General features: G+C 63.5%; 22 protein-coding genes and 1 riboswitch. Of the genes, 13 read left to right on the forward strand and 9 right to left on the reverse strand.

Annotated elements, in window-relative coordinates; all coding sequences use genetic code 11:
* Nucleotides 1-59: 59 nt before the first annotated feature.
* The 8 genes from atzF to ACWUKX_RS02240 form a co-directional block, all read right to left on the reverse strand.
* Nucleotides 60-1,892, reverse strand: a complete 1,833-nt coding sequence (gene atzF, locus ACWUKX_RS02205; protein ID WP_456003380.1) for an allophanate hydrolase — start codon at nt 1,890-1,892, stop codon at nt 60-62.
* Complete coding sequence (locus ACWUKX_RS02210) at nt 1,889-2,239, reverse strand: cupin domain-containing protein (protein WP_456003383.1); 351 nt, start codon at nt 2,237-2,239, stop codon at nt 1,889-1,891. The genes atzF and ACWUKX_RS02210 overlap by 4 nt, the downstream gene beginning before the upstream one ends.
* A complete protein-coding gene (locus ACWUKX_RS02215; RefSeq protein ID WP_456003385.1) occupies nt 2,232-2,900 on the reverse strand; it encodes a cysteine hydrolase family protein in 669 nt (222 codons plus the stop codon). Before ACWUKX_RS02215 ends, ACWUKX_RS02210 begins: the two co-directional genes overlap by 8 nt.
* Entirely contained in the window at nt 2,900-4,429 is a 1,530-nt protein-coding gene (locus ACWUKX_RS02220; protein WP_456004067.1) for an ABC transporter ATP-binding protein, read from the reverse strand. Before ACWUKX_RS02220 ends, ACWUKX_RS02215 begins: the two co-directional genes overlap by 1 nt.
* Nucleotides 4,430-4,439: 10 nt before the next feature.
* Nucleotides 4,440-5,141 (reverse strand): biuret amidohydrolase, encoded by a 702-nt coding sequence (biuH, locus tag ACWUKX_RS02225; protein ID WP_287336572.1) that lies wholly within the window; start codon nt 5,139-5,141, stop codon nt 4,440-4,442.
* Between the two features lie 25 nt (nt 5,142-5,166).
* A complete protein-coding gene (locus ACWUKX_RS02230; RefSeq protein ID WP_456003387.1) occupies nt 5,167-6,093 on the reverse strand; it encodes an ABC transporter permease in 927 nt (308 codons plus the stop codon).
* On the reverse strand, nt 6,093-7,199 hold the full coding sequence (locus tag ACWUKX_RS02235; protein WP_456004070.1) for an ABC transporter permease: 1,107 nt from the start codon (nt 7,197-7,199) through the stop codon (nt 6,093-6,095). Before ACWUKX_RS02235 ends, ACWUKX_RS02230 begins: the two co-directional genes overlap by 1 nt.
* A gap of 76 nt (nt 7,200-7,275) precedes the next feature.
* On the reverse strand, nt 7,276-8,403 hold the full coding sequence (locus tag ACWUKX_RS02240; RefSeq protein ID WP_456003389.1) for a BMP family ABC transporter substrate-binding protein: 1,128 nt from the start codon (nt 8,401-8,403) through the stop codon (nt 7,276-7,278).
* A gap of 299 nt (nt 8,404-8,702) precedes the next feature.
* Here ACWUKX_RS02240 and ACWUKX_RS02245 point away from each other — a divergent pair, with 299 nt between their 5' ends.
* From ACWUKX_RS02245 to ACWUKX_RS02275, 7 genes are all read left to right on the forward strand, one after another.
* The gene (locus ACWUKX_RS02245; RefSeq protein WP_287097290.1) at nt 8,703-9,389 is read left to right on the forward strand and encodes a GntR family transcriptional regulator; all 687 of its coding nucleotides are present in this window, start codon (nt 8,703-8,705) and stop codon (nt 9,387-9,389) included.
* A gap of 139 nt (nt 9,390-9,528) precedes the next feature.
* Nucleotides 9,529-9,643, forward strand: a riboswitch (guanidine-I (ykkC/yxkD leader).
* Nucleotides 9,644-9,743: 100 nt separating this feature from the next.
* Complete coding sequence (locus ACWUKX_RS02250; RefSeq protein ID WP_456003391.1) at nt 9,744-10,808, forward strand: putative urea ABC transporter substrate-binding protein; 1,065 nt, start codon at nt 9,744-9,746, stop codon at nt 10,806-10,808.
* Between the two features lie 105 nt (nt 10,809-10,913).
* The gene (locus ACWUKX_RS02255) at nt 10,914-11,726 is read left to right on the forward strand and encodes an ABC transporter permease (RefSeq protein ID WP_456003393.1); all 813 of its coding nucleotides are present in this window, start codon (nt 10,914-10,916) and stop codon (nt 11,724-11,726) included.
* Nucleotides 11,723-12,532, forward strand: a complete 810-nt coding sequence (locus ACWUKX_RS02260; RefSeq protein ID WP_456003395.1) for a P-loop NTPase family protein — start codon at nt 11,723-11,725, stop codon at nt 12,530-12,532. Before ACWUKX_RS02255 ends, ACWUKX_RS02260 begins: the two co-directional genes overlap by 4 nt.
* 12 nt (nt 12,533-12,544) lie before the next feature.
* Nucleotides 12,545-13,753, forward strand: coding sequence for an agmatinase family protein (locus ACWUKX_RS02265; RefSeq protein ID WP_456003398.1), 1,209 nt, complete (start codon nt 12,545-12,547; stop codon nt 13,751-13,753).
* 2 nt (nt 13,754-13,755) lie between these two features.
* Nucleotides 13,756-14,292 carry a hypothetical protein gene (locus ACWUKX_RS02270; RefSeq protein WP_456003400.1) on the forward strand — a complete coding sequence of 179 codons (537 nt, stop codon included), beginning with the start codon at nt 13,756-13,758 and terminating at the stop codon, nt 14,290-14,292.
* 37 nt (nt 14,293-14,329) lie between these two features.
* Nucleotides 14,330-14,914 carry a HupE/UreJ family protein gene (locus ACWUKX_RS02275; protein ID WP_456003402.1) on the forward strand — a complete coding sequence of 195 codons (585 nt, stop codon included), beginning with the start codon at nt 14,330-14,332 and terminating at the stop codon, nt 14,912-14,914.
* Nucleotides 14,915-15,082: 168 nt separating this feature from the next.
* Here the strand turns inward: ACWUKX_RS02275 and ACWUKX_RS02280 are convergent, their stop codons facing one another.
* Nucleotides 15,083-15,796: a GntR family transcriptional regulator gene (locus ACWUKX_RS02280; RefSeq protein ID WP_456003404.1), complete on the reverse strand. Its 714-nt coding sequence runs from the start codon at nt 15,794-15,796 to the stop codon at nt 15,083-15,085.
* A 260-nt stretch (nt 15,797-16,056) separates the two neighbouring features.
* Between ACWUKX_RS02280 and ACWUKX_RS02285 the strand changes: the two genes are divergently transcribed.
* The 6 genes from ACWUKX_RS02285 (at nt 16,057) to ACWUKX_RS02310 (ending at nt 21,997) form a co-directional block, all read left to right on the forward strand.
* Entirely contained in the window at nt 16,057-17,145 is a 1,089-nt protein-coding gene (locus ACWUKX_RS02285; protein WP_456003407.1) for an ABC transporter ATP-binding protein, read from the forward strand.
* 33 nt (nt 17,146-17,178) lie between these two features.
* Entirely contained in the window at nt 17,179-18,468 is a 1,290-nt protein-coding gene (locus ACWUKX_RS02290; RefSeq protein ID WP_456003409.1) for an ABC transporter substrate-binding protein, read from the forward strand.
* 194 nt (nt 18,469-18,662) lie between these two features.
* Entirely contained in the window at nt 18,663-19,577 is a 915-nt protein-coding gene (locus tag ACWUKX_RS02295) for an ABC transporter permease (RefSeq protein WP_456003412.1), read from the forward strand.
* A gap of 4 nt (nt 19,578-19,581) precedes the next feature.
* Nucleotides 19,582-20,400 (forward strand): ABC transporter permease, encoded by an 819-nt coding sequence (locus ACWUKX_RS02300; RefSeq protein WP_456003414.1) that lies wholly within the window; start codon nt 19,582-19,584, stop codon nt 20,398-20,400.
* A gap of 8 nt (nt 20,401-20,408) precedes the next feature.
* Nucleotides 20,409-21,155: an aspartate/glutamate racemase family protein gene (locus ACWUKX_RS02305; protein ID WP_456003416.1), complete on the forward strand. Its 747-nt coding sequence runs from the start codon at nt 20,409-20,411 to the stop codon at nt 21,153-21,155.
* A 5-nt stretch (nt 21,156-21,160) separates the two neighbouring features.
* A complete protein-coding gene (locus ACWUKX_RS02310; RefSeq protein ID WP_456003418.1) occupies nt 21,161-21,997 on the forward strand; it encodes a GNAT family N-acetyltransferase in 837 nt (278 codons plus the stop codon).
* The last annotated feature ends 6 nt before the right edge of the window (nt 21,998-22,003 follow it).

Below are 22,003 nucleotides of genomic sequence, written 5' to 3' on the forward strand. Positions count from 1 at the left end.
CTGTCGTTTGCTGCTGTGCCTGAGTCTCGGCGATGTAACCGGCGCGAACAGCCAATCGCTCAATTGGACGGAGCGCTCTCGAGCCGTTGTCGCGGCTCGCTACTACTTGCGACAAAGTTGCGCCAGCCGCCGAAGGCCGAGATATCGGCTGCAGCCGACAGTCCGGCGGTCTCGGCCAGAAAGCCCTTGGCCGACGTGCCGTCGGCGAGTTCGACTGTCCCTATCCCAAGCGGAGGCGGGATCGCAGCGACGAAGCGCCCGAAGGCGTCGGGGCTGAGCCGCCAGATCTCGACATCGATCCTCATGCCGCCATTGCCGACCCGGACGAGCCCAGGCTTGGGTACAGACTGGCCGGCGAGTGCGTAAAGCCTGTAGGCGGACGCTGTCTTCGCCGCTCTCGAAAATCGCGCGCCGAGATCCCTTAGCTGGCCGTTGAGCGGCATCCCCGAAAGATGCGCGCCGACGACTGCGAGTTCGATCATGTCGGTATCGGGTTGGAAGGTTTTGGCGGGGGAGGCGGGCATTGTCCAGCCTGTCGCGCCAAGGCCGAGATCGCTTGCTTGATGGAGGTCGCGGGCGAGCGCTGCCGTTAGCGCGTCCTTGCCGGCGGCGGCAAACAAGGTGACGCTCATCGGCAAATCGTCGTCGCGTTTTCCCGTCGGCACGGCGATGCCGCTCATGTCGAGTAGATTGACGAAATTGGTGTAGGTGCCGAGCCGGCTGTTGGTGACGATCGGGTCGGCCAGAACGGCCTCCAGCGAATAGTGTGTCGGCGCGGTCGGCACGCAGAAGAGGTCGACCGAGGCGATGACCGGCGCGAGCCTGGTCTTGTAAGCCTGTAGCGCATAGAGGCCTTTGAAAGCATCCGCTGCGGAAAGTTTTCGCGCCCCGCCGATGATCTGGCGCGTCACCGGGTGCATGGCTGCTTCATTCAGGTCCATGAAATCCGCAATCGCCGCATAGCGCTCCGCCAACCAGGCGCCTTCGTAAAGCAGGTTGGCAGTGGCGTAGAAATCGCCGAAGGGGATTTCGACCAATCGGCAGCCGAGCTGTTCCAGGGTCCGCAGCGCCGTTTCGAATCCCGCCTGCATGGCCGCATCGCCAAAAAATTCCCGGTCCGCTTTTGCCGGAACGCCGACAGACAGCACGGGTGGGCGCGGACCGAGCGGCGGCGCCGCGATAGCGCGCGAATAAGGATCTGCGTCGTCCTTTGCCGCCGCGGCCCGGAAGACGCTGTGGGCGTCATCGACGGTGAGCGCGAAGACGGAGACGCAGTCGAGCGTGCGGCAGGCCGGTACGACGCCGGCGGCAGAAAGCGCGCCGACGGTCGGCTTCAGCCCGACGATGTTGTTGAGGCCGGCGGGAATACGGCCGGATCCCGCGGTGTCGGTGCCGAGCGCAAACGATACGATGCCACGCGCCGTCACCACGGCCGAGCCGCACGAGGAACCGCCCGGCACCAGTTTCGGATCGATCGCGTTTCTGGGGACCGGATAAGGTGTGCGCACGCCGACGAGGCCGGTGGCGAATTGGTCGAGATTGGTTTTTCCGACGACCAGCGCGCCGGCCGCCCTCAGACGCGCGACGACGGTGGCGTCTTTCGCCGGCAAATAGGCATATTGGGCGCAGCCGGCCGTGGTCGGCATGCCGGCAACATCGATGTTGTCTTTGACCGCGAACGGCGCGCCCCAGAGCGGCTTTGCCACGGGATCGAATCCGCCGAGTGCCTCGGCTTCGGCGAGCAGCTCCGCCTTGCTCGCCAGATGGATGAAGATGCCGGGATCGTCCGCTTCCGAAATGCGCTGAAACACGGTTTCAATCACGGCTTTAACCGACATGCCGGAGGCATAGGCCGCGTGCAGGCTGCCGATATCGAAGCGGATGTCGTTCATTTCGCCTCGCCCAGAATGACCACCGGCAAATTCCACTGGATCAGCACGACGCAGCCGTCTTTCGTCCACACCGAATGCTCGGTCCCGACCGGGTTCAGGATCACGCTTCCGACAGGATAGTCGCCGTTCTCGTCGCTCTGGGTGCCTTCCAGCACGACGATGGTTTCCAGCCCGACATGGCGATGGCGCGGCACGCCGGCGCCGGGCCGATAGTTCAGGATCGCGACGGACGGTTCGGCCGGTCCGCCCTTGAGCAGCCAATGCACCGTGATGCCGTCGCGAAAATGCTCGAATGCAAGATCACGCCGGGCCCCGTGGATGAGAGCCGGATATGCAATGTTAGGCATCGGCAATTCCCTTGAGCACCTGGTCCGTCGTCGCCGTCCAGCCGACGATCGCGCCCTGCGCCCTGATCATGGCCAGCGCGGCCGCCTTGAACTCCGGAAAATAGCTCTCCGTCGCATCCTCGGCCAGCAGGCATTCATAGCCGCGGTCGTTGGCTTCGCGCATCGTCGTCTGCACACAAACTTCCGTCGTGACCCCGGCAAATACGAGTTGCTGCATACCGAGCCGCTTAAGGTCCTCACCGAAGCTGGTGGCGTAGAACGCGCCCTTGCCGGGTTTTTCGATGACGATTTCGCCAGGCAACGGAGCAAGCTCGTCGAGGATCGCCGTTCCCGGCTCGCCGACGATCAGCACACGACCCATCGGGCCAGCGTCGCCGATCCGGATCGACGGATTGCCGCGATTGCGCTTGGCCGGCGGCAGATCCGAGAGATCAGGCCTGTGGCACTCCATCGTGTGGATCACCGGCAGGCCGGCAGCGCGGAACCCCTCGATCAGCTTCTTAACCGTCGGCACGATCGCCACCACCCGGCTGACGTCATTGCCGAGGCCGGCGCCGAAGCCGCCCGGCTCGGCGAAATCGCGCTGCATGTCGATGACGACCAGCGCCATCGCCTCGGGCTTGAAGGCAAACGGAAACGGCAGCGCATCGATCTCCGCCATCAATGATGTCCGGCCATGTGTTCGCCGATCGTCTGAACGCTCGCCTGCGCGATCGGCGTCTCATAGACCAGCGCGCCATCGGACATGACGAAAATGCGGTCTGAAAGTTCAAGCAACTCGTCGAGATCTTCCGACATCAGCAGCACCGCCGCGCCGGCGTTGCGCGCCTTCATGATGCGAGCGCGGATTTCGGCGACGGCGGAGAAATCGAGGCCGAAGCAGGGATTCGACACGATGAGAAGATCGACCTCGCCGGTCAGTTCGCGGGCGAGCACCGCGCGCTGCACATTCCCTCCGGAGAGCGACGAAATCGGCGAGGCGAGCGAGGCCGTCTTGACCTTGAACTGCTCGACCAGGCGCGTCGCGTAGTCCCTGATGGCACCCATCCTGATCCAGTTGATCGGCTTGCCGGCCTCGTTCAGGTCGAAGGTCCGGAAAGCCATGTTTTCGGCCACCGTCATCCTCGGCGCACAGGCATTGCGCAACGGCTCCTCCGGGATGAAGCGCACATTGAGCGTGCGGGCCTCGGCGCGGCTGGCGCCATAGGGCGATCCCTTCACCAGAACGTCGCCGGCATCACGCGTACGCTGCCCGGCAAGGACTTCCAAAAACTCCTTCTGGCCGTTGCCCGATATACCGGCGACGCCGACGATCTCGCCGGATTTCACATCGAGCTCGCCGATATTGATGGTCTTCAGGCCGGTACGGTCGGGCGCCTTCAGTGCCCTCACCGTCAGTACCTGCCTGGCATCGACCGGCACTGGAGCGCGCGAGTCGAGCGCGGCAATCGGCTGGTCGCCGATCATCATCGCCGCCATCTGCTTGTGAGACAGCTCCGATACTTTCCCGGTTCCGGTCAGTCTGCCCTTGCGCAGCACCGTGATGTCGTCGGCAAATGCCGTCACCTCGTGGAATTTGTGCGAGATCATCAGCACGGTGAGATCGCCCGCCTTGGTCATGTCGCGCACGAGGCCGAGCACTTCCTGCGCCTCGCCGGGAGTGAGCACCGACGTCGGCTCATCCAGCACCAGAAAACTGCGGCCGAGATAAAGCTGCTTGATGATTTCGAGCTTTTGTTTCTCGCCTGCGGCGAGTTCCGCCACTTTGCCGTCGAGCCGCAGCTTGAACGGCATCCGCTCCATGAATTGGGCAAGTGCGGCGCGCTCCTTGCGCCAGTCGATAATCCCCGGCACCTTTTCGCGCGAAATGACCAGGTTCTCCGCACCCGTCAGCGACGGGACGAGGGTAAAATGCTGGTAGACCATGCCGAGGCCGAGCGCCGAGGCGTCCTTCGGACTGGCGATCCCGACCTCGCGGCCGTCGACCAAGATATCGCCGGCGGTCGGGTGATAAAAGCTCATGATGCATTTGACCAGCGTCGACTTGCCCGCGCCGTTTTCGCCAAGCAACGCATGAAACGATCCCGCCGGCACCTTGATTGAGACGTCGTCGAGCGCGGTGAAGGCACCGAAGCGCATGCTCATGCCGATCGTCTCGACGCCGACGGCCTTCTTGCCGCTTTCACGCATCACGACACCCTCATGGCAACTGGGCGACGAAGGACGCCGAATTGGACACCGCGCCGAACACGCCGCCTTGCATCTTGATCATCTTGATCGCGGCGAGATGATTGCCGTGGTCGGTCGCCCCGCAGCAATCCTCCAGCATCACGCATTCGAAGCCGCGGTCGTTGGCTTCGCGCATCGTCGTGTGCACGCAGACATCTGTGGTGATGCCGGTGAGCACGATGTTTTCGATGCCGCGCTGGTTGAGGATCAGCTCCAGGTCGGTGGCGCAGAACGAGCCCTTCCCCGGCTTGTCGATGATCGGCTCGCCTTCGGCCGGATAGAGGTCGGGGATGATGTCCCAGCCCGGCTCGCCGCGCACCAGGATGCGCCCGCAAGGTCCGGGGTCGCCGATGCCGGCATTGATGCGGCGCGAGCGCCAGCGCTTGTTGGCCGGCAGGTCGGCGAGATCGGGCCGGTGGCCCTCGCGCGTGTGGATGATGGTGTAACCCTTTGCCCGCATGGCAGACAGCACCGAGCTGATCGGCTCGATCGGCGCCCGCACCAGCGACAGGTCGTAGCCCATATGGTCAACATAGCCGCCCGGACCACAGAAATCGGTCTGCATGTCGATGATGATCAGCGCTGTGTTGTCGGTCCGAAGCTCGCCATTGTAGGGCCATGGATAGGGATCGGCGTCGATGTAGCGCTGCGTGACCTCGGCTCTGGCGTTCATTGAGCAAAACTCCAGTCTGGAAACGTCATTTGGTGATCGACAGTTCGCCCGGCGCGCCGGCGAGCGAACGGCTCGGCGACGAGGTGGCGATCATGATGACGAGGGTGAGAATGTAAGGGGCGGCGTAGAACAGATAGTAGCCTTGCGTGACGCCGACCGATTGCAGCGCCGGCCCGAGCGCGCCGGCGCCGCCGAACAATAGCGCCGCAGCAAAGCAGCCGAGCGGGTTCCAGCGCGCGAAGATGACCAGCGCCACTGCCATCAGCCCCTGGCCCGACGAAATCCCTTCGGTCCAGCTGCCGGGGTAGTAGAGCGACAGATAGGCGCCGCCGATGCCGGCCAGCGCGCCGCCGATGCCGGTGGCGATGAGGCGCACGGTGTTCGGGTTGAGGCCCATGGCGCGTGCGGCGTCGGAGCTGTCGCCGACCACGCGCACGATTAACCCGGCCCGGGCGTTGCGGAAAGCCCACCACAGAAACACCGCAAGTGCTGCGCCGATCAGGAACAGCACGTTGACGTTGAGCGCCGCTTGTACCTGCGGGACATCGGACCAGCCGCCAAAGGGGATGGCCGGCAGGTCGGGCGCCGAGGGCTGGATGAATGGTTTACCGAAGAAGAAGGCGAGACCCGAGCCGAACAGCATCAGCGCAATGCCGATGGCGATGTCGTTAACGCCACGGAACTTGCAGATCCAGCCGTGGAACAGGCCGAAACAAAGACCGGCGGCGGCGGCGGCCAGCAGACCGAGCCAAGGCGAGCCGGTCATCACCGCCACGGCATAGGCGGTCATCGCGCCGAACACCAGCGTGCCTTCGAGACCGAGATTGATGCGCCCCGAACGTTCGGTGATGGCTTCGCCCAGCGATACGAAGATAAAGGGCGTCGAGACGCGGATGGCGCCGCCGAGCATGGCAAGCGGAACGCCCCAGAGGCCGATCTCGGTCGCGTCCATCAGGCAGTTCCCTTCAAGAGATCGGGCCTCTGCCAGAGGTCGGGATTGAAGGCCTTGAAGCGGCCGTAGAAGGTTTCGCTGAACAGGATGACGACGAAGAGCATGCCTTGCAGCACCAGCACGGTGGCGTCGGGCAGATCCATGCGGCGCTGGATCAGCCCGCCGGAGGCGTCGATGCCGCCAAGCAGGAAGGCGACCGGAATGATGGCGAGCGGATTGTGGCGGGCGAGAAAGGCGACGAGGATACCGGTATACCCATAGCCGGCGGCGAGCGAGGCGTTGGCGCTGCTTTGCACGGCGGCGACTTCCAGCATACCGGCAAGGCCGGCGAAGCCGCCGGCCAGCGCGGTGAACCCGACGATCAGCGGTCCGACGGCAAGCCCCTGCACCTGGGCTGCCCTGACATTGCCACCGGCGATGCGGGCGGCGAAGCCCCAGCGGGTCTTTTCGATCAGCAGCCAGGACAGAACGCAGGCGATGACGCCGACGACCAGGCCCCAATGCACGTCCATGCCCGGAATGTTGTCGATGCGGTAGGCCTCCGCCAGCGACTCGGTCGAGGGTTTGTTGAGCGAGGCGGGATCGCGCAGCGGCCCTTCCACCAGATGGTTCATCAGGGCGATGGCGATATAGGCCATCAAAAGGCTCGATATGGTTTCGTTGACGGCACGGTAGTGGCGTAGCGCGCCGACGGCACCGATCCAGATGCCGCCGGCGGCCAGGCCCGCCACGCCCATGGCAAGAATAACGAAAAAGGCGGGGACGCCGTTGGTGGCCACGCCCATGGCAGCCGCGGCAACACCGCCCAGCACGATCGCGCCTTCGCCACCGATGACGACGAGGCCGAGCCGGGCCGGCAGCGCTACGCAGAGTGCCGCAAGCAGCAAGGGTGCGGCCCGCGACAGCGAGTTCTGGACCGAGAACCACGAGCCGAAGCCGCCGCGCCACATCGTTTCATAGAGCTGCGCCGGCGATTTGCCGACCAGCGCGATGAACAGGCTGAACAGGGCCATGCCGACAATCAGTGCTGCGAGCGGAATGACGAAGGCTTCCGCCCGCCGGGCGATCCATTCGAGCGCCGTCGGATAGCCCCGGGCGCCGAGCATCACTGGCACGCCCGCACTGCTCACCGTGTCTGCCATGGCCCCCGTCTCCGACATGGCCCCCGTCTCCGATCCATGCTCAAGCGGTCGAGCCGACGACACCCTCGACGAGATAGTCCATGCTTTCCAGTTCGATCGCGGCCTCGACGAAGGTCTGGCCCTCGGTTGCGACGACGTCGCCCTTGTTGTTCTTCAACGGCCCCTTGATTACCGAAAAGCCGCCCTTCATCATTTCGGCGAGCGTGCCGTCGAACTGTGCGCGCGCCGCCTCGCTGACTGCGGGGCCGAGCGGGCTCATCTTGACGAAGCCGTCGGCCAGTCCGCCGCGCGTAAAATTGGGCAGCGGCTTACCGGCCACGAGGTTGTCGACGAACATCTTGTAGACCTTCGCCCAGTTCCATTCCGCGCCGGTCAGATATTTTTCGGGCGCCAGCAGACTCTGGTTGGCATGGTAGCCGCAGACGAAGGCGCCGCGTCCCGCCGCCGTTTCGACCACCACTTTGGGGCTGTCGACATGGCAGGTGATGACGTCGGCACCCTGATCGACCAGTGCATTGGTGGCTTCCGCCTCCTTGACCGCCAGCGACCACTCGCCGGTGAAGATCACCTGGCAGGTGATGGCCGGGTCGACCGAGCGTGCGCCGAGCAGGAAAGAATTGATGTTGAGCAGGACCTGCGGAATCGGCTTTGCCGCGACGAAGCCAAGCTTCTTGGTCTTGGTGGCGTGGCCGGCGGCGACGCCGTTGAGATACTGGCCCATGCCGATATAGCCGAAATAGGAACCGGCATTCATCGGATGCTTGTCCTTGTTCCACATGCCGCCGCAATGGCGGAACTGCATGTCGGGGAATTTCGCGCACATGGCCAGCATGTGCGGATCGAAATAGCCGAAGGAGGTCGGGAAGATCAGCGAGGCGCCGTCGAGGTTGATCATCGATTCCATCGTCTTCTGGACATCGACCGTCTCGGGGACGTTCTCCTCCTCGACCACGGAGATGCCCTCGATGGTCTTCAATGTGGCGGCACCCTCGGCATGCGCCTGGTTGTAGCCGTAGTCGTCCTTCGGTCCGACATAGATGAAGCCGACAGTGACGGCAGCGGCGAATGCCCTGCTGATCGGGAATGACGCCGAGGCCAGACCGAGCGCCGCTCCGGCGGCAGAGGTCTTGAGCAGCTCGCGGCGGCTAAGCATGAATCTCTCGGTCATGTGAATGCTCCCTGTTGGACCCTTTCCGGGTCGATTAATTCCCTTCTCGTAAAAGTGCATGCAATCGCTGTGCCATTTCAAAAGCTGGAATTTATCCAATTAAATCAGTTGGCGTGCCGATTTGCCGTGCTCAATCGAAAGGCAATTGCATGCACTTTTTGCCTTTCAATTAGCCAGTTTGACATCTAGATTAAAATAGAGGCATAGAGGACGCGCCCGAGTCGAAACTTCCGGCGAGCCACCTGCCGCACGGCCGGGGAAAAAGACTGGACGGAGGAGAATTGTCGGGGAAACGCAGCTTGATCAGGTCGGGCACGACCGTCGATCAGATGGTGAGGGCGATCGGCGACCGGATCGTCACCGGCTTCCTGCGCCCCGGCGAAAAGCTCGACGAGGCCTCGCTGGCTGCCCGTTTCGATGTCTCGCGCACCCCCGTCAGGGAGGCGCTTGGTCGGCTGAGCGCCATGGGGCTGGTCGAAAGGCGGCCCAACCGGGGCGCCACCGTCGCCGTGGTGACGCAGGAGCATCTTGCCTCGATGTTCGAGAGCATGGCCGAGCTTGAAGCGATCTGCGCACGGTTTTCAGCCGAGCGCATGACCACGGCCGAGCGCCGCGCGCTCGAAATCGAGCACCAGGCATCGGCGCGCCTCGTGCAACTGGGTGCGGAGGAGGACTATGAGTATTTCAACACCGAGTTCCACACCCGGCTCTATCGCGGCGCGCACAGCAAGCACATCTATGAACTGACCGTCATGACGCGCAGCCGGTTGGCGCCGTTCCGGCGCGCGCAATTCATGCTGCCGGGCCGCCTGGCGAAATCCTGGCAGGAGCATGACGTCATCGTTACCGCGATCATGCGCGGCGACAGCGCTGCCGCAGGACATGCAGCCAAGGATCACGTTTCCATCGTCAGCGAGGCGAGCGCCGTCTTTGCTGCGGTCGACCCGATGAAGCCGGCGGCGGATTCGATCGGGATGCCTTCCTAGCAATCAGGCAAACTGCCCAATCCGTCGGCGATGCGATGATTTTCGCGTCACTCGTGCGAATGCTCGAAGCCGCACAGCTCCACAAACGCCGGCCTTTTGGCACAATTCGGCTTGGCATGCTCCTTGCTTCGCTGATGGTGTGCAGAGCGTCTAGGGTTCCGGCCGCGACAAAGCGGTGCTGGTCCAAGAGATGCGACCGCCAGGGATGCACTGAGGCATCCGGCGGAACACGGCGGGCCAAAATCCCGGGAGAACCCTGCACGGGTTTGCTGGCGCGAACCTCTCCCGGATGCGCGCTCCGTAAGCCCCAACATAAAGTCCGGACGCAATCCGGATCGCGAACAGGGGTACGCAATGCTTCGCAAGCTGGCCGCAATCATCCTAGCCGCATCACTCAGCCTTCCCATCGTTTCCGCCGCCGATGCGGCGCCCAAGAAAGACTTCAAGATATGCTGGTCGATTTATGTCGGCTGGATGCCGTGGGGCTATCTCTCCGATAGCGGCACCATGAAGAAATGGGCTGAAAAAAACGGCATCAATGTCGAGATCACCCGCATCAACGACTATGTCGAAAGCATCAACCAGTATACGGCCGGCGGTTTCGACGGCTGTTCGATGACCAACATGGACGCGCTGTCCATCCCCGCAGGCGGCGGCGTCGACACCACCGCTTTGATCATCGGCGACTTCTCCAACGGCAACGATGCCGTGATCCTCAAGGACAAGGCCGCGCTCGCCGACATTGCCGGCCAGAAGGTCAATCTCGTCGAGCTCTCCGTCTCGCATTACCTGCTGGCGCGGGCACTGGACACCGTCAAGCTCGCCGAGAAGGACATCACGGTTGTCAACACCTCCGACGCCGACATGGTCGCCGCCTATGGCACCAGCGATGTCACCTCGGTTGTTACCTGGAACCCGCTGGTTTCCGAGATCGTCGCCATGCCGGGTGCGCACAAGGTTTTCGATTCCTCGCAGATTCCCGGTGAGATCATCGACATGATGGTCGTCAACACCGAGACGCTGAAGGACAATCCGGCATTGGGCAAGGCACTGGTCGGCGCGTGGTACGAAGCGATGGACCTGATGACCTCCGACACGCCGGAAGGCAAGGCAGCCAAGGAGGAGATGGCCAAGGCGTCCGGCACGGATCTCGCCGGTTTCGACGCGCAGCTCGCCTCGACGGCAATGTTCTTCGACCCGGCCAAGGCGGTCGAGTTCACCAACGGCACCGAATTACCGAAGACGATGGATCTGGTCCGCAACTTTCTGTTCAGCCACGGCATTCTCGGCACCAACGCGACGAGTGTCGACATGGTCGGCATGAGCTTTCCCGACGGATCCACGCTGGGCGACGCCAAGAACGTCAAGCTGCGTTTCGATCCAGCCTTCATGGCCGAGGCCGCAACCGCAACGCCCTGACGCGACATGCTGGCCAAGGGAATGAGTGCCAGGGATGAAGTCTCCGAGACGGGCGGGGAGGGCGCCACGCGCCCTTCCCGGCCAGGGCCGAAGGTGCGCCTTCGCATGATCAATGCGAAGGTCTCGCGCGGTAGCGCCTTGTCCCTCGGCGGCTTGCCGTTCTTGTTCGTGGCGATCGCCTATCTCGTCGCCTCGGCGCAGCGGCTGGCCGTCAATCCCAGCGACAAGCTGCTGCCTTCGCCGCCACAGATGTGGTCGGCCATTCTTGACCTTGCGACGGTTCCGGACAAGCGCTCGGGCGATCTCATCCTGTGGGTCGACACCTATGCCAGCCTTCTCAGGCTGTTCGCGGGCGTCGGCGTGGCCACGTTCGCCGCGCTTTCGCTCGGCATCGCCATCGGCTTCATCCCGCGGGTGCGGGCCTTTCTGCTGCCCTTCGTCACCGTCGTTTGCGTCATCCCACCGCTGGCGCTGCTACCGATCCTGTTCATCGCGCTCGGCCTTGGCGAAACGGCCAAGATCACGCTGATCGCGGTCGGCGTCGCGCCCGTCATGGTGCGCGACATCGCCAACCGGGTGATGGAGTTGCCACCAGAGTTGGTGGCCAAGGCGCAGACACTTGGCGGCAACAGCTGGACCATGGTCTTGCGGCTGGTGCTGCCGCAAGTCATGCCGCGCCTCATCACTTGCGTGCGGCTGGCACTCGGACCGGCCTGGCTGTTCCTGATCGCCGCCGAAGCCATCGCGTCGACAGAAGGGCTGGGTTACCGCATCTTCCTCGTCCGCCGCTATCTCTCGATGGACGTGATCCTGCCCTATGTCGCCTGGATCACGCTGCTTGCCGTCATCACAGATTGGCTGCTGGTGCGCCTTTCGCGCGCGATCTCTCCTTGGGCGCATCCGGTGGAAGCCAGATGAGCCGCATCGTCGTCCATGGGCTGGAAAAGAGCTACGGCGATGCCCGCGTGCTCGAGCGGGTCAACGTCACTGCCGAAGCCGGCGAATTCCTGTCGCTGGTCGGCGCCAGCGGCTGCGGAAAATCGACGTTCCTGCGTATTCTGCTCGGTCAGGAGCAGCAGAGCAGTGGTGTCGTCATCGTCGGCGATGGCCCGATCGTACCCGAGCCGACGCCGCAGCGCGGCATCGTCTTTCAGCGCTATTCGGTGTTTCCGCATCTGACCTCCATCCAGAACCTGCTGCTGGTCGAAGACTTTCGCTCGGGCGGGCCGTTTGGCCGCGTCTTCGGCGCCAGGCGCAGAAATGCCAGGCAAGAGGCTGAAGCCATGCTGGCGCGGGTCGGCCTTGCTCATGCGCGCGACCTTTATCCCGCATCGCTCTCAGGCGGCATGCAGCAGCGGCTGGCGATTGCGCAGACCTTGCTCGGCCGTCCGCAGATCCTGCTTCTCGACGAACCGTTCGGGGCGCTCGATCCCGGCATCCGCGTCGAGATGCACGAACTGCTCACCGAGCTCTGGACCGAGCACGGCATGACGGTGGTGATGGTCACCCACGATATCGGCGAGGCCTTCAAGCTCGGCACCCGCGTGCTGGTCTTCGACAAGGTGCGCCACGATCCGCAGTTCCCGTCCGCTTACGGCGCGACGATCACCTACGATCTGAAGCTCGATCGCAAGACCCGGGCTTCCTCTCATCATTTGGCCAAGGTGGCCGCGATGGTCGGGACGACCCGGCCGGATCCAGCAATGGCGACGACGGCGTCGTAACGGAGACCGTGAATGTCCAGAAATATCCCCGAACGCAGCCACCGCCGGGCAGGGCTCGTCGCCCGGGCGGCGAGGGAACGCCTTCACCACCCCGATTTCGACGCGCGCGGCACGCAGGGATGGAAGTCGATCGAGGCCGAGGGCAAGCTACCGGAAAGCGGCTGGCGCAAGGAGCAGCAATGGGCGCTCGACATGGGCCTGCCGGGATCGGAGTCGATCGTCGACAAGTCGATCCCGACATTCGCGCGCGGCGAGCTGCCGCATTTCGCCGGCATCAACACCTTTCTCAAGGCGCCCTATGTCGAGAATGTCCGCGATGTCGGCAAATATGATGCTGCCGTCATAGGCATCCCTTTCGACAGCGGCACCACCTACCGGCCCGGAACCCGCTTCGGGCCGCAAGGCATTCGTCGCATCTCGGCGCTCTACACGCCGTACAATTACGAGCTCGGCGTCGACCTGCGCGAGCAGATGACGCTGTGCGACGCCGGCGACGTCTTCACCATTCCCGCCAACCTCGAAAAGAGCTTCGACCAGATCACCAAGGGCGTGAGCCATGTCGCCTCGTCCGGCGCGCTGCCGATCATGCTGGGCGGCGACCATTCGATCGGCTTTCCCTGCGTGCGCGGGATTGCCGACGTGACCTCCAAGCGCATCGGCATCATCCATTTCGACCGCCATATCGACATCCAGGAGAAGGATCTCGACGAGCGCATGCACACGACGCCCTGGTATTGGGCGACCAACCTGCCGAATGTCTCGGCGACCAATCTCGTGCAGCTCGGCATCGGCGGCTGGCAGGTTCCCCGCTACGGCGTAGCCGAGGCGAGGAAGCGCGGCACCAACGTGCTCACCATTGCCGACATCGAGCAGATGGGACTTGAGAAGGCGGCGGAAATCGCACTCGAACTCGCATGGAAAGACACCGACGCCGTCTACATCTCCTTCGACGTCGACAGTCTCGATTGCGGTTTCGTGCCCGGCACGGGCTGGCCTGAGCCGGGCGGCTTCCTGCCGCGCGAGGCGCTCAAGCTGCTTGGGCTGGTGACTGCGCCCGGCATCTGCGGGCTGGAAGTGGTCGAGGTTTCGCCGCCCTACGACACCTCAGACATCACGGCGCTGTTCGGTGTGCGTGTCGTCGTCGAAGCGCTCGGCTCGATGGTCGCCCACGGTAATCTCGGCAAGCACAAATCCATCATCGACAAACCGGTGAGTTTTTGACCATGCATGACGATCACCACCGCAGTCACGATCATGGCGATGGCCATCATCATCACGGGCCGAACGGCCATCATGACCATCCGCACGCCCTCGGCCACAACGGGCCGGCGGGCAGGCCGCTGCAATGGCAGACGCCGCATCTGCCGCCCGACCAGGCTCACGAGCCGCCGGTTGATCCAGCGACGGTCGACCTTGATCTTGTTGAAACCGCCTTCCTCGAAGGCTTTGCACGGGCGCCGGACCCCTCCAGCTTTCTGCGTCTGGCCGGCATACCGTTTGTCGGCGAGATGGCGGATGGCGTCCGGCTTCATCTTCTCCGCGTCGAAACCGAGGATCTGGTCGATGTCGGCGCGGTCATGCCGCTCGTCGGCGGCACCGGCGTCGCCTATCACCCGTTGCCGGCCCGCCTGACATCGCACCGCCGCCGCCTCGTTTTCATCTATCACGATGGCAATGTGCAAAAGCCGCTCGGCTTCGCCGCGGCGCGCATCCTTACAGACCGTTCCGCCGCTTCGCAATTCGCCGTTCCCGGGCACTGAAACCAGAACCCGTCACTCCAATCGAACAGGTACAACCATGAAAGCATTTGCAAGACTTGGCATCTTTTCAGCTCTCGCCGCCCTGACGCCGTCGCTGGCGTTTGCCCATAGCGGCGGCGCTCACGTCCACGGCTTTTTCGCCGGGCTTGAACATCCGCTCCTCGGCATGGACCATCTGCTGGCCATGGTCGCGGTCGGCATGATTGGCGCCCGGTCCGGTGGGCGCAGTGTTGTCCTTGTGCCGCTGGTCTTTGTCTCGGCCATGGTCGCCGGAGCCTTGCTCGGCATGGCCGGCATCGGCCTGCCTTCGCTTGAAACGGGCATCGCGCTGTCGCTGGTGGTCTTCGGCGCCATGGTCGGCCTTGCCAAGCCGCTGCCGCTGGCCGCCGCCGCGGCGCTAGCCGCCCTGTTCGGCCTCTTTCACGGCAACGCCCACGGCCTCGAGATTCCCGAGAGCGCCGGCGGCATCGCCTATGCCGCCGGTTTCGTGCTCGGCACATCGATGCTGCATGCGATCGGGGTGTTGACCGTCTTCAAGCTCGCCCGTTGGCCGATGACGGTCCGCACCGCAGGGCTCGCCACCTCGCTGGTTGGAATGGCCATGGCGGCCCAGACCTCCTGAGTGAGGCGATCAACGCAGGCAGTCGGCAAACAGAACTGGAATGCAGATGAGCCGGAAATTGTCGATGAGGCTGCGGCGCATCCGCGATTTGCTGTACCAGATCCTGAAAATCCGGGCCGAGCGGCTTTGAGGGGCGCGGTTTTCGCGTCCCTCCGGTCGAAATGAGCGTCAGAACTCGAGCGCCTGCCTGAGCGTCGGACCGCTCCTGACGCGCAGATCGAGGTCGGCCTCGATATGGTCGATGTGATGCAGCATCAGCGCGCTGGCGCGTTCGGAATTGCCATTTTCCAGCGCCTCGAGGATGTTCATGTGTTCGCTATGACCGCAGCTCGACACGCCCGAGCGGCCGTAGAGCGCGATCACCAGCGATGATCGCGCCACCAGTTCTTCCATGAAGCGCTGGAGGATCGCATTTCCTGCAAGCGAAGCCAGCAGCAGGTGAAAATCGCCCGAAGCTTTGATTTCCGAGCGTCTTGCATTTGGTCCGCGTTCGGCAATGAAGCGGCCCTCTTCATCGAGCTGCGCCTTGAAGGCAGTGACATGCGCCGGCGTCATCCGCCCGGCGGCGGCGATCGCTATGCCGGGCTCGATCAGCCGGCGCGAAGCGAAGACCTGACGCGCTTCCTCCGGCGACGGGTTGGCGACGAAGGCGCCACGATTGCGCTCGGTCCGAACCAGGCCTTCGAAGGAGAGCATCTGCAGTGCTGCGCGCGCCACGGTGCGGCTGACATCGAACAGAGTGCCGACCTCGCCTTCCGACAGCTTGGTTCCGGGCGCCAGCCGGCGATCGACGATTGCGTCGCGCAACTGGTCGCGGATCGCCTGGGCGCGATCCTCGTTGGCACTGTCGACAGCAGGGAAAGTCTGGTCGGCTATATTCATGATGATAGTCCCTGCACCTTTCTACCCTGAATCGGGTCGGTTGCAGAGGGCTAAAGTGAATACGATGTCAGGGAAAGATTGCATACGATTTTTGCGAGGATCGCCTGCTATCGCCTATATTTTGTGCATAGCACAAGAGTGCCGTTTCGACGGGCGGTCGCATGCAGTCCCGATTTACCCAACGGATCAACCGTTTGAGGCCGATGCAGGGCAACTGGCATGCATGATGCTTTGCTTAAGTTGAGCAGAGAGGAAGCCGGATGTCCAAAGCCGCCGAAATCGACATCGTGTCCGTTTCGAAGATCTATGGCGCCACGACTGCCGTCGAAGACATCAGCCTGAAAATCCCCGCGGGAACTTATTGTTGCCTGCTCGGCCCGTCCGGCTGCGGCAAGACGTCGACGCTGCGCATGATTGCCGGGCACGAGAGCATATCGAGCGGCGACGTGCGTCTCGGCAACACAGTAGTCACCGACCTGCCGCCGGCCAGGCGCGGCACCGCCATGATGTTCCAGTCCTACGCGCTGTTTCCGCATCTCGACCTGGTCGACAATGTTGCGTTCAGCCTCAAGATGAAAGGTGTCGGCAAGGAGGAGCGCCGCGCCAAGGCGCTCGTCATGCTGAAGCTGATGCAGATGGAAGCCTATGCCGGCCGCCGCCCGGCGCAGCTTTCGGGCGGACAGCAGCAGCGCGTCGCCCTGGCCCGCGCGCTGATCACCGACCCCGAGGCACTGCTGCTCGACGAACCGCTCTCGGCACTCGATCCGTTCCTGAAGATCCACATGCGGGCCGAACTGAAGAAGCTGCAGACGTCGCTCGGCATCACCTTCGTCCATGTTACCCACAGCCAGGAGGAGGCCATGGCGCTCGCCGACCTCATCGTGGTTATGAATGACGGCCGCATCGAGCAGGCGGCGCATCCGCGCGTCGTCTTCGAGCGACCGGCCACTGCGTTCGTCGCCCGTTTCATGGGCGATCATAACGTCGTCTCCGGCCGCGTCAGCGGCAGCCGCGACGGCATGGTTGTCTTCGATGTGCCGGGGGGCGCCTCGCTAGCGGCCAGCGGGCAGGGCAGGGCGATCGGCGAGCCGATCGATATCGCCATTCGAACCGACCACGTGCGGATCGGCGACCCGCCGGCCATGGGGCTGGGTTTCGCCGGCATCGTCTCCAATATCGAATACCGCGGCTCGACCGTGAAGCTCTCGGTCAATGGCGCCGGCATCGAGGATTTTACCGTGATCGTCGACGACACCAGCTTCTTCGCCAAGCCGGTTGCCGTCGGCGACGCCGTGCCGATCGCCTGGGACACCGAGGACGCGATCGTCCTTGGCCGTCTCGATTCCTGAACCAGAACAACCAATCCAAACAGGGGAACTGACATGACCAACACCACCGACAAGAAGACAGGAATTTCCCGCCGCTCGCTGCTCAAGACAGGTGCCGCCGCCGTCGGTTTTGCCGCCGGCTCCGGCGTGATCACCGGGTTCCCGACGATCTGGGCGCAGAACCCGATCACGCTGCGCCAGTTCGGCACCGGCGTGTCCAACCTCAACGCCATCGCCGACAAGTGCAAGGCGGACCTCGGCATCACGCTGGAGATGACGGCGACCGATTCCGATGCCGCCGCTCAGCGCGCGGTGACCCAGCCGGACAGCTACGATATTGCCGACATCGAATACTGGATCGCCAAGAAGGTGTATCCGTCCGGCGTGATGCAGCCGATGGATGTCAAGAAGCTGAAATATTACGACAAGATCGTACCGCTCTTCATCACCGGTAAGCTGACGCCCGACAGCGTCATTGCCCAGGGCACCGCGCCGCATACGGTCGGCTTCGTCGAGGCACAGGACGCCAAGACCTTCGCCAAGCAGCCGACCCAGTGGATGACGATGGTTCCGACCATCTACAATGCCGATACGCTCGGCATCCGCCCCGACCTTGTCGGCCGCGACATCACCACCTGGGCCGACATCATGGATCCGGCCTTCAAGGGCAAGGCCGCCATTCTCAACATCCCGTCGATCGGCATCATGGATGCGGCGATGATCATGGAAGCCATGGGCAACATCAAATATGCCGACAAGGGCAACATGACCAAGGAGGAGATCGACAAGACGATCGACTTCCTGATCAAGGCCAAGCAGGACGGCCAATTCCGGGCGTTCTGGAAATCGTTCGACGAGAGCGTCAACCTGATGGCTTCAGGCGAAGTGGTCATCCAGTCGATGTGGTCACCGGCCGTCGCGGCGGTCCGCTCCAAGGGCATCGCCTGCAAATACCAGCCGCTCAAGGAAGGCTACCGCTCATGGGGCGGCGGCCTTGGCCTTGCAGCGCATCTCAAGGGCGCTGAGCTCGACGCCGCCTACGAATATATCAACTGGTACCTGTCCGGCTGGGTCGGCGCCTATCTCAACCGCCAGGGCTACTACTCGGCCGCCATGGACACGGCCAAGCAGTTCATGTCCGAGGACGAATGGGGCTACTGGGTCGACGGCAAGCCGGCCAAGGGCGACATCATGGCGCCGGACGGCAAGATCATGGAAAAGGCGGGCGCCGTGCGCGACGGCGGCTCCTTCGTCGAGCGCATGGGCAAGGTCGCCTGCTGGAACTCGGTCATGGACGAGGACCGCTACATGGTGAGGCGCTGGAACGAATTCATCGCGGCGTAACGCAACCTCTTCCCTTCTCCCCTTGTGGGAGAAGGTGGATTGGCGGGCAGCGCCAAGACGGTTGAGGGGTGTTGGACGGATCGCCGTCGGGCCAAGCTGGAGCACCCCTCATCCGACCGAGCTTCGCTCGGCCACCTTTTCCCACAGAAGGGAACGCAGCCTCAGTCGCGTCGCCGACCTAGACCGAGATGTTGATGACCGTAGCGCTCGAACAATCCACTCACGTTAAGTCCGCAGAGCTGGCCAGACGCCGCCGCGTCTCGATCGGCGCCGTCGCCCCCTATCTCCAGGCGACACCGCTGGCGCTGATCCTCGGCGCGTTCCTTTTGCTGCCGATCCTGATGATCGCCGTGGTCTCCTTCTGGGACTACGACTTCGCGGCGATGTACCCGGATTTCCTGACCACCAACTATTCCGACACGCTCGGCTCCTGGGTCACCTGGAAAACCTATCTGAATACGCTGAAATACGCCGCCATCGTCTGGGCGCTGACGCTGTTCGTCGGCTTCTGGGTCGCCTATTTCCTCGCCTTCCATATCAGGACCACAGCCATGCAGATGGTGCTGTTCCTTGTCTGCACCGTGCCGTTCCTGACCTCCAACATCATCCGCATGATCTCGTGGATTCCGGTGCTTGGCCGCAACGGCCTCGTCAACTCAACCCTGGTTCAGATGGGGCTGATCCCGAAGCCGATTGAATGGCTGCTCTATTCCGAATTCGCCGTGGTGCTGGCCATGGTGCATCTCTACGCGCTGTTCATGGTGACGCCGATCTTCAACACACTGATGCGCATCGACAAGTCGCTGATCGAGGCCGCGCGTGACGCCGGCGCTTCCGGCTGGCAGGTCCTGTGGAACGTCATCATTCCGCTCGCCAAGCCCGGCATGGCGATCGGCACCATCTTTGTCGTGACGCTGGTGATGGCCGACTTTTCGACAGTGCAGGTGATGTCCGGCGGGCAGAGCGCATCCGTCGCACTGATGATGAAGAACCAGATGTCGCTGCTGCAATATCCGGCAGCGGCCGCCAACGCGGTCGTGCTCCTGGTGCTGGTGCTGTTGATGGTCGCCGGCATCCTGCGCATCGTCGATATTCGCAAGGAGCTGTGAGGCGATGAGCCGGGAGAAACGCACCTTTGAATTCTACGTGCTGGCTGCCTTCTTCGCCCTTTTCGTGCTGTTTCTCTACGGCCCGCTTTCAGCGATCCTGATCCTGTCCTTCCAGGGCGAGAATGGCGGGCTGACGTTTCCGCTGAACGGCGTTTCGCTGCACTGGTTCGCCAACCTGTTCGAGCGCCAGGCGGTCGGCGATTTCGGCGGCAGTTTCAAACGCTCCTTCATCCTTGGCCTGATGGTGATGATCGTGACCGTCGGCGTGTCGCTGCTTGCCGGTCTTGCCTTCCGCCAAAAATTTCGCGGCGCCACCGCATTGTTCTATCTGGCGGTCGCCAGTCTCGTCGTGCCGTCGATCATCATCTCGCTCGGCATCGGCGTCGTCTTCCAGCAGATCGGCTTCCGCCCCGCTTGGTATACATCCGCCTTCGGTTCGCATCTGACATGGACCTTGCCCTTCGGCGTGCTGATCATGTTCGCCGTCTTCAACCGGTTCTCACCGGCCTATGAGGAAGCCGCGCGTGATCTCGGCGCGTCGTCCTGGCAGACCTTCGCGCATGTCGTCCTGCCGATGATCGCGCCTAGCCTGATCGGCGTCGGCCTGTTCGGTTTCACCCTGTCCTATGACGAGTTCGCCCGCACGCTGATGACCTCGGGCACGTTCAACACGCTGCCGCTCGAAATCTACGGCATGACGACGAATGTCACGACGCCGGTGCTCTATGCGCTGGGCACCGTGACGACCGTGTTTTCCTTCCTGGTGATCCTGCTGACGCTCGGCGCAATCATCTATGTCGGCCGTCGCCGGGCGCGTATTTGAGAACCGCAGTGCAAATCCTCGTTGTCAATCCGAACACCACCGCCAGCATGACCGAAACCATTGCAGCGGCGGCGCGGTTGGTCGCCGGCGCCGAGACGGAAATCGTCGCCGTGACCTCGTCGATGGGGCCAGTTTCGATCGAAGGCTACTACGACGAGGCGCTCGCGGTGCCGGGCCTGCTGGTCGAGATCGCCGCGGGCGAACGGTCGGGCGCGCAGGCCGCGATCATCGCCTGTTTCGACGACACCGGCCTCGATGCCGCGCGCGCCATGGCCAACATGCCGGTCATCGGCATTTGCGAGGCAGCACTCAGCACGGCCTCGTTCATCGCCCAGCGCTTCACCGTCGTCACCACGACCGAGCGCTCGCGGGTGCCGGTCGAAGGGCTGGTGCAGCGCTACGGCATGGCCGGGCGGGCGCGCGTGCGCGCCGCCGACGTTCCGGTTCTTGCCCTCGAAGACCCGGCGTCGGACGCGATCCTGAAACTGCGCGGCGAGATCGCGCGCGCGCTCGAGGAGGATCGCGCCGAGGCCATCGTGCTCGGCTGTGCCGGCATGGCCGACCTCGCCGCCGAGCTGCAGCGGGAGTTCGGCGTTCCGGTCATCGACGGCGTCGGCGCGGCGGTCAAGCAAGCCGAGGCACTCGTCGCGCTTGGCCTGTCGACGTCCAAGCGCGGCGCCTATGCAAACCCGCTCGCAAAGCCCTATCGTGGCGCATTGAAATCCTTCGCCCCCGGTTCTGTTGCCGCCGAGTGATCGCAATGCGCCGAACGATCAGAACGCTCGCACTTGAAGAAGTGGAAATCCTCGTCGACTGGGCGGCAGCGGAGGGCTGGAATCCCGGCCTCGGCGATGCCGTGGCGTTCCAGGCAGCGGATCCCGAGGGCTTCATCGGCGCCTTCGTCAATGGCGAGATGGTCGCCGGCATTTCGGCTGTGGCCTATGGCGGCGATTTCGGCTTCATCGGCCTCTACATCTGTCGGCCGGACAGGCGCGGCGAGGGCCATGGCAAGGCGGTCTGGGACGCCGGCATGGCGCGGCTCGGCAACCGCACGATCGGCCTCGATGGCGTCGTCGAACAGCAGGCCAACTATCGCAGCATGGGTTTTGCGCCGGTCCACCGGACGATCCGGTTCGTTGGAGCGCCGAATGTCCCGGCAGCCACCGACAGCGGCATTTGCGTCATAGGCCCGGAACTCATCGCGGATGTCCTGGACTATGACCGCCGATTCTTTCCGGCTTCGAGGCGATCCTTCCTGAACCACTGGCTGCGCCCGCCGCACATGGCACTTGCGATCCTCGAGGAGGGCGCCATTGCGGGGTACGGCGTCGCGCGCCAGTGCCGGGACGGTTGCAAGATCGGTCCGCTCTTTTCCAACAGCCTGGACGCGGCAAGCCGTCTCTTTGTCGCGCTAGCCAACTCCTCCGGATCCGGAAATGTCCATCTCGACGTTCCCGAGACCAGCGGACAATTTGCAGCTTTGCTGTCGTCCGCCGACCTTCAGCCGGGCTTCGAAACGGCTCGAATGTACAAGGGAAAGGCGCCGCAGCTCGCGCAGTCAGGGGTCTTTGCGATAACGACCTTGGAGCTTGGTTGAGACATC

This window comes from Mesorhizobium sp. f-mel (assembly GCF_053850215.1).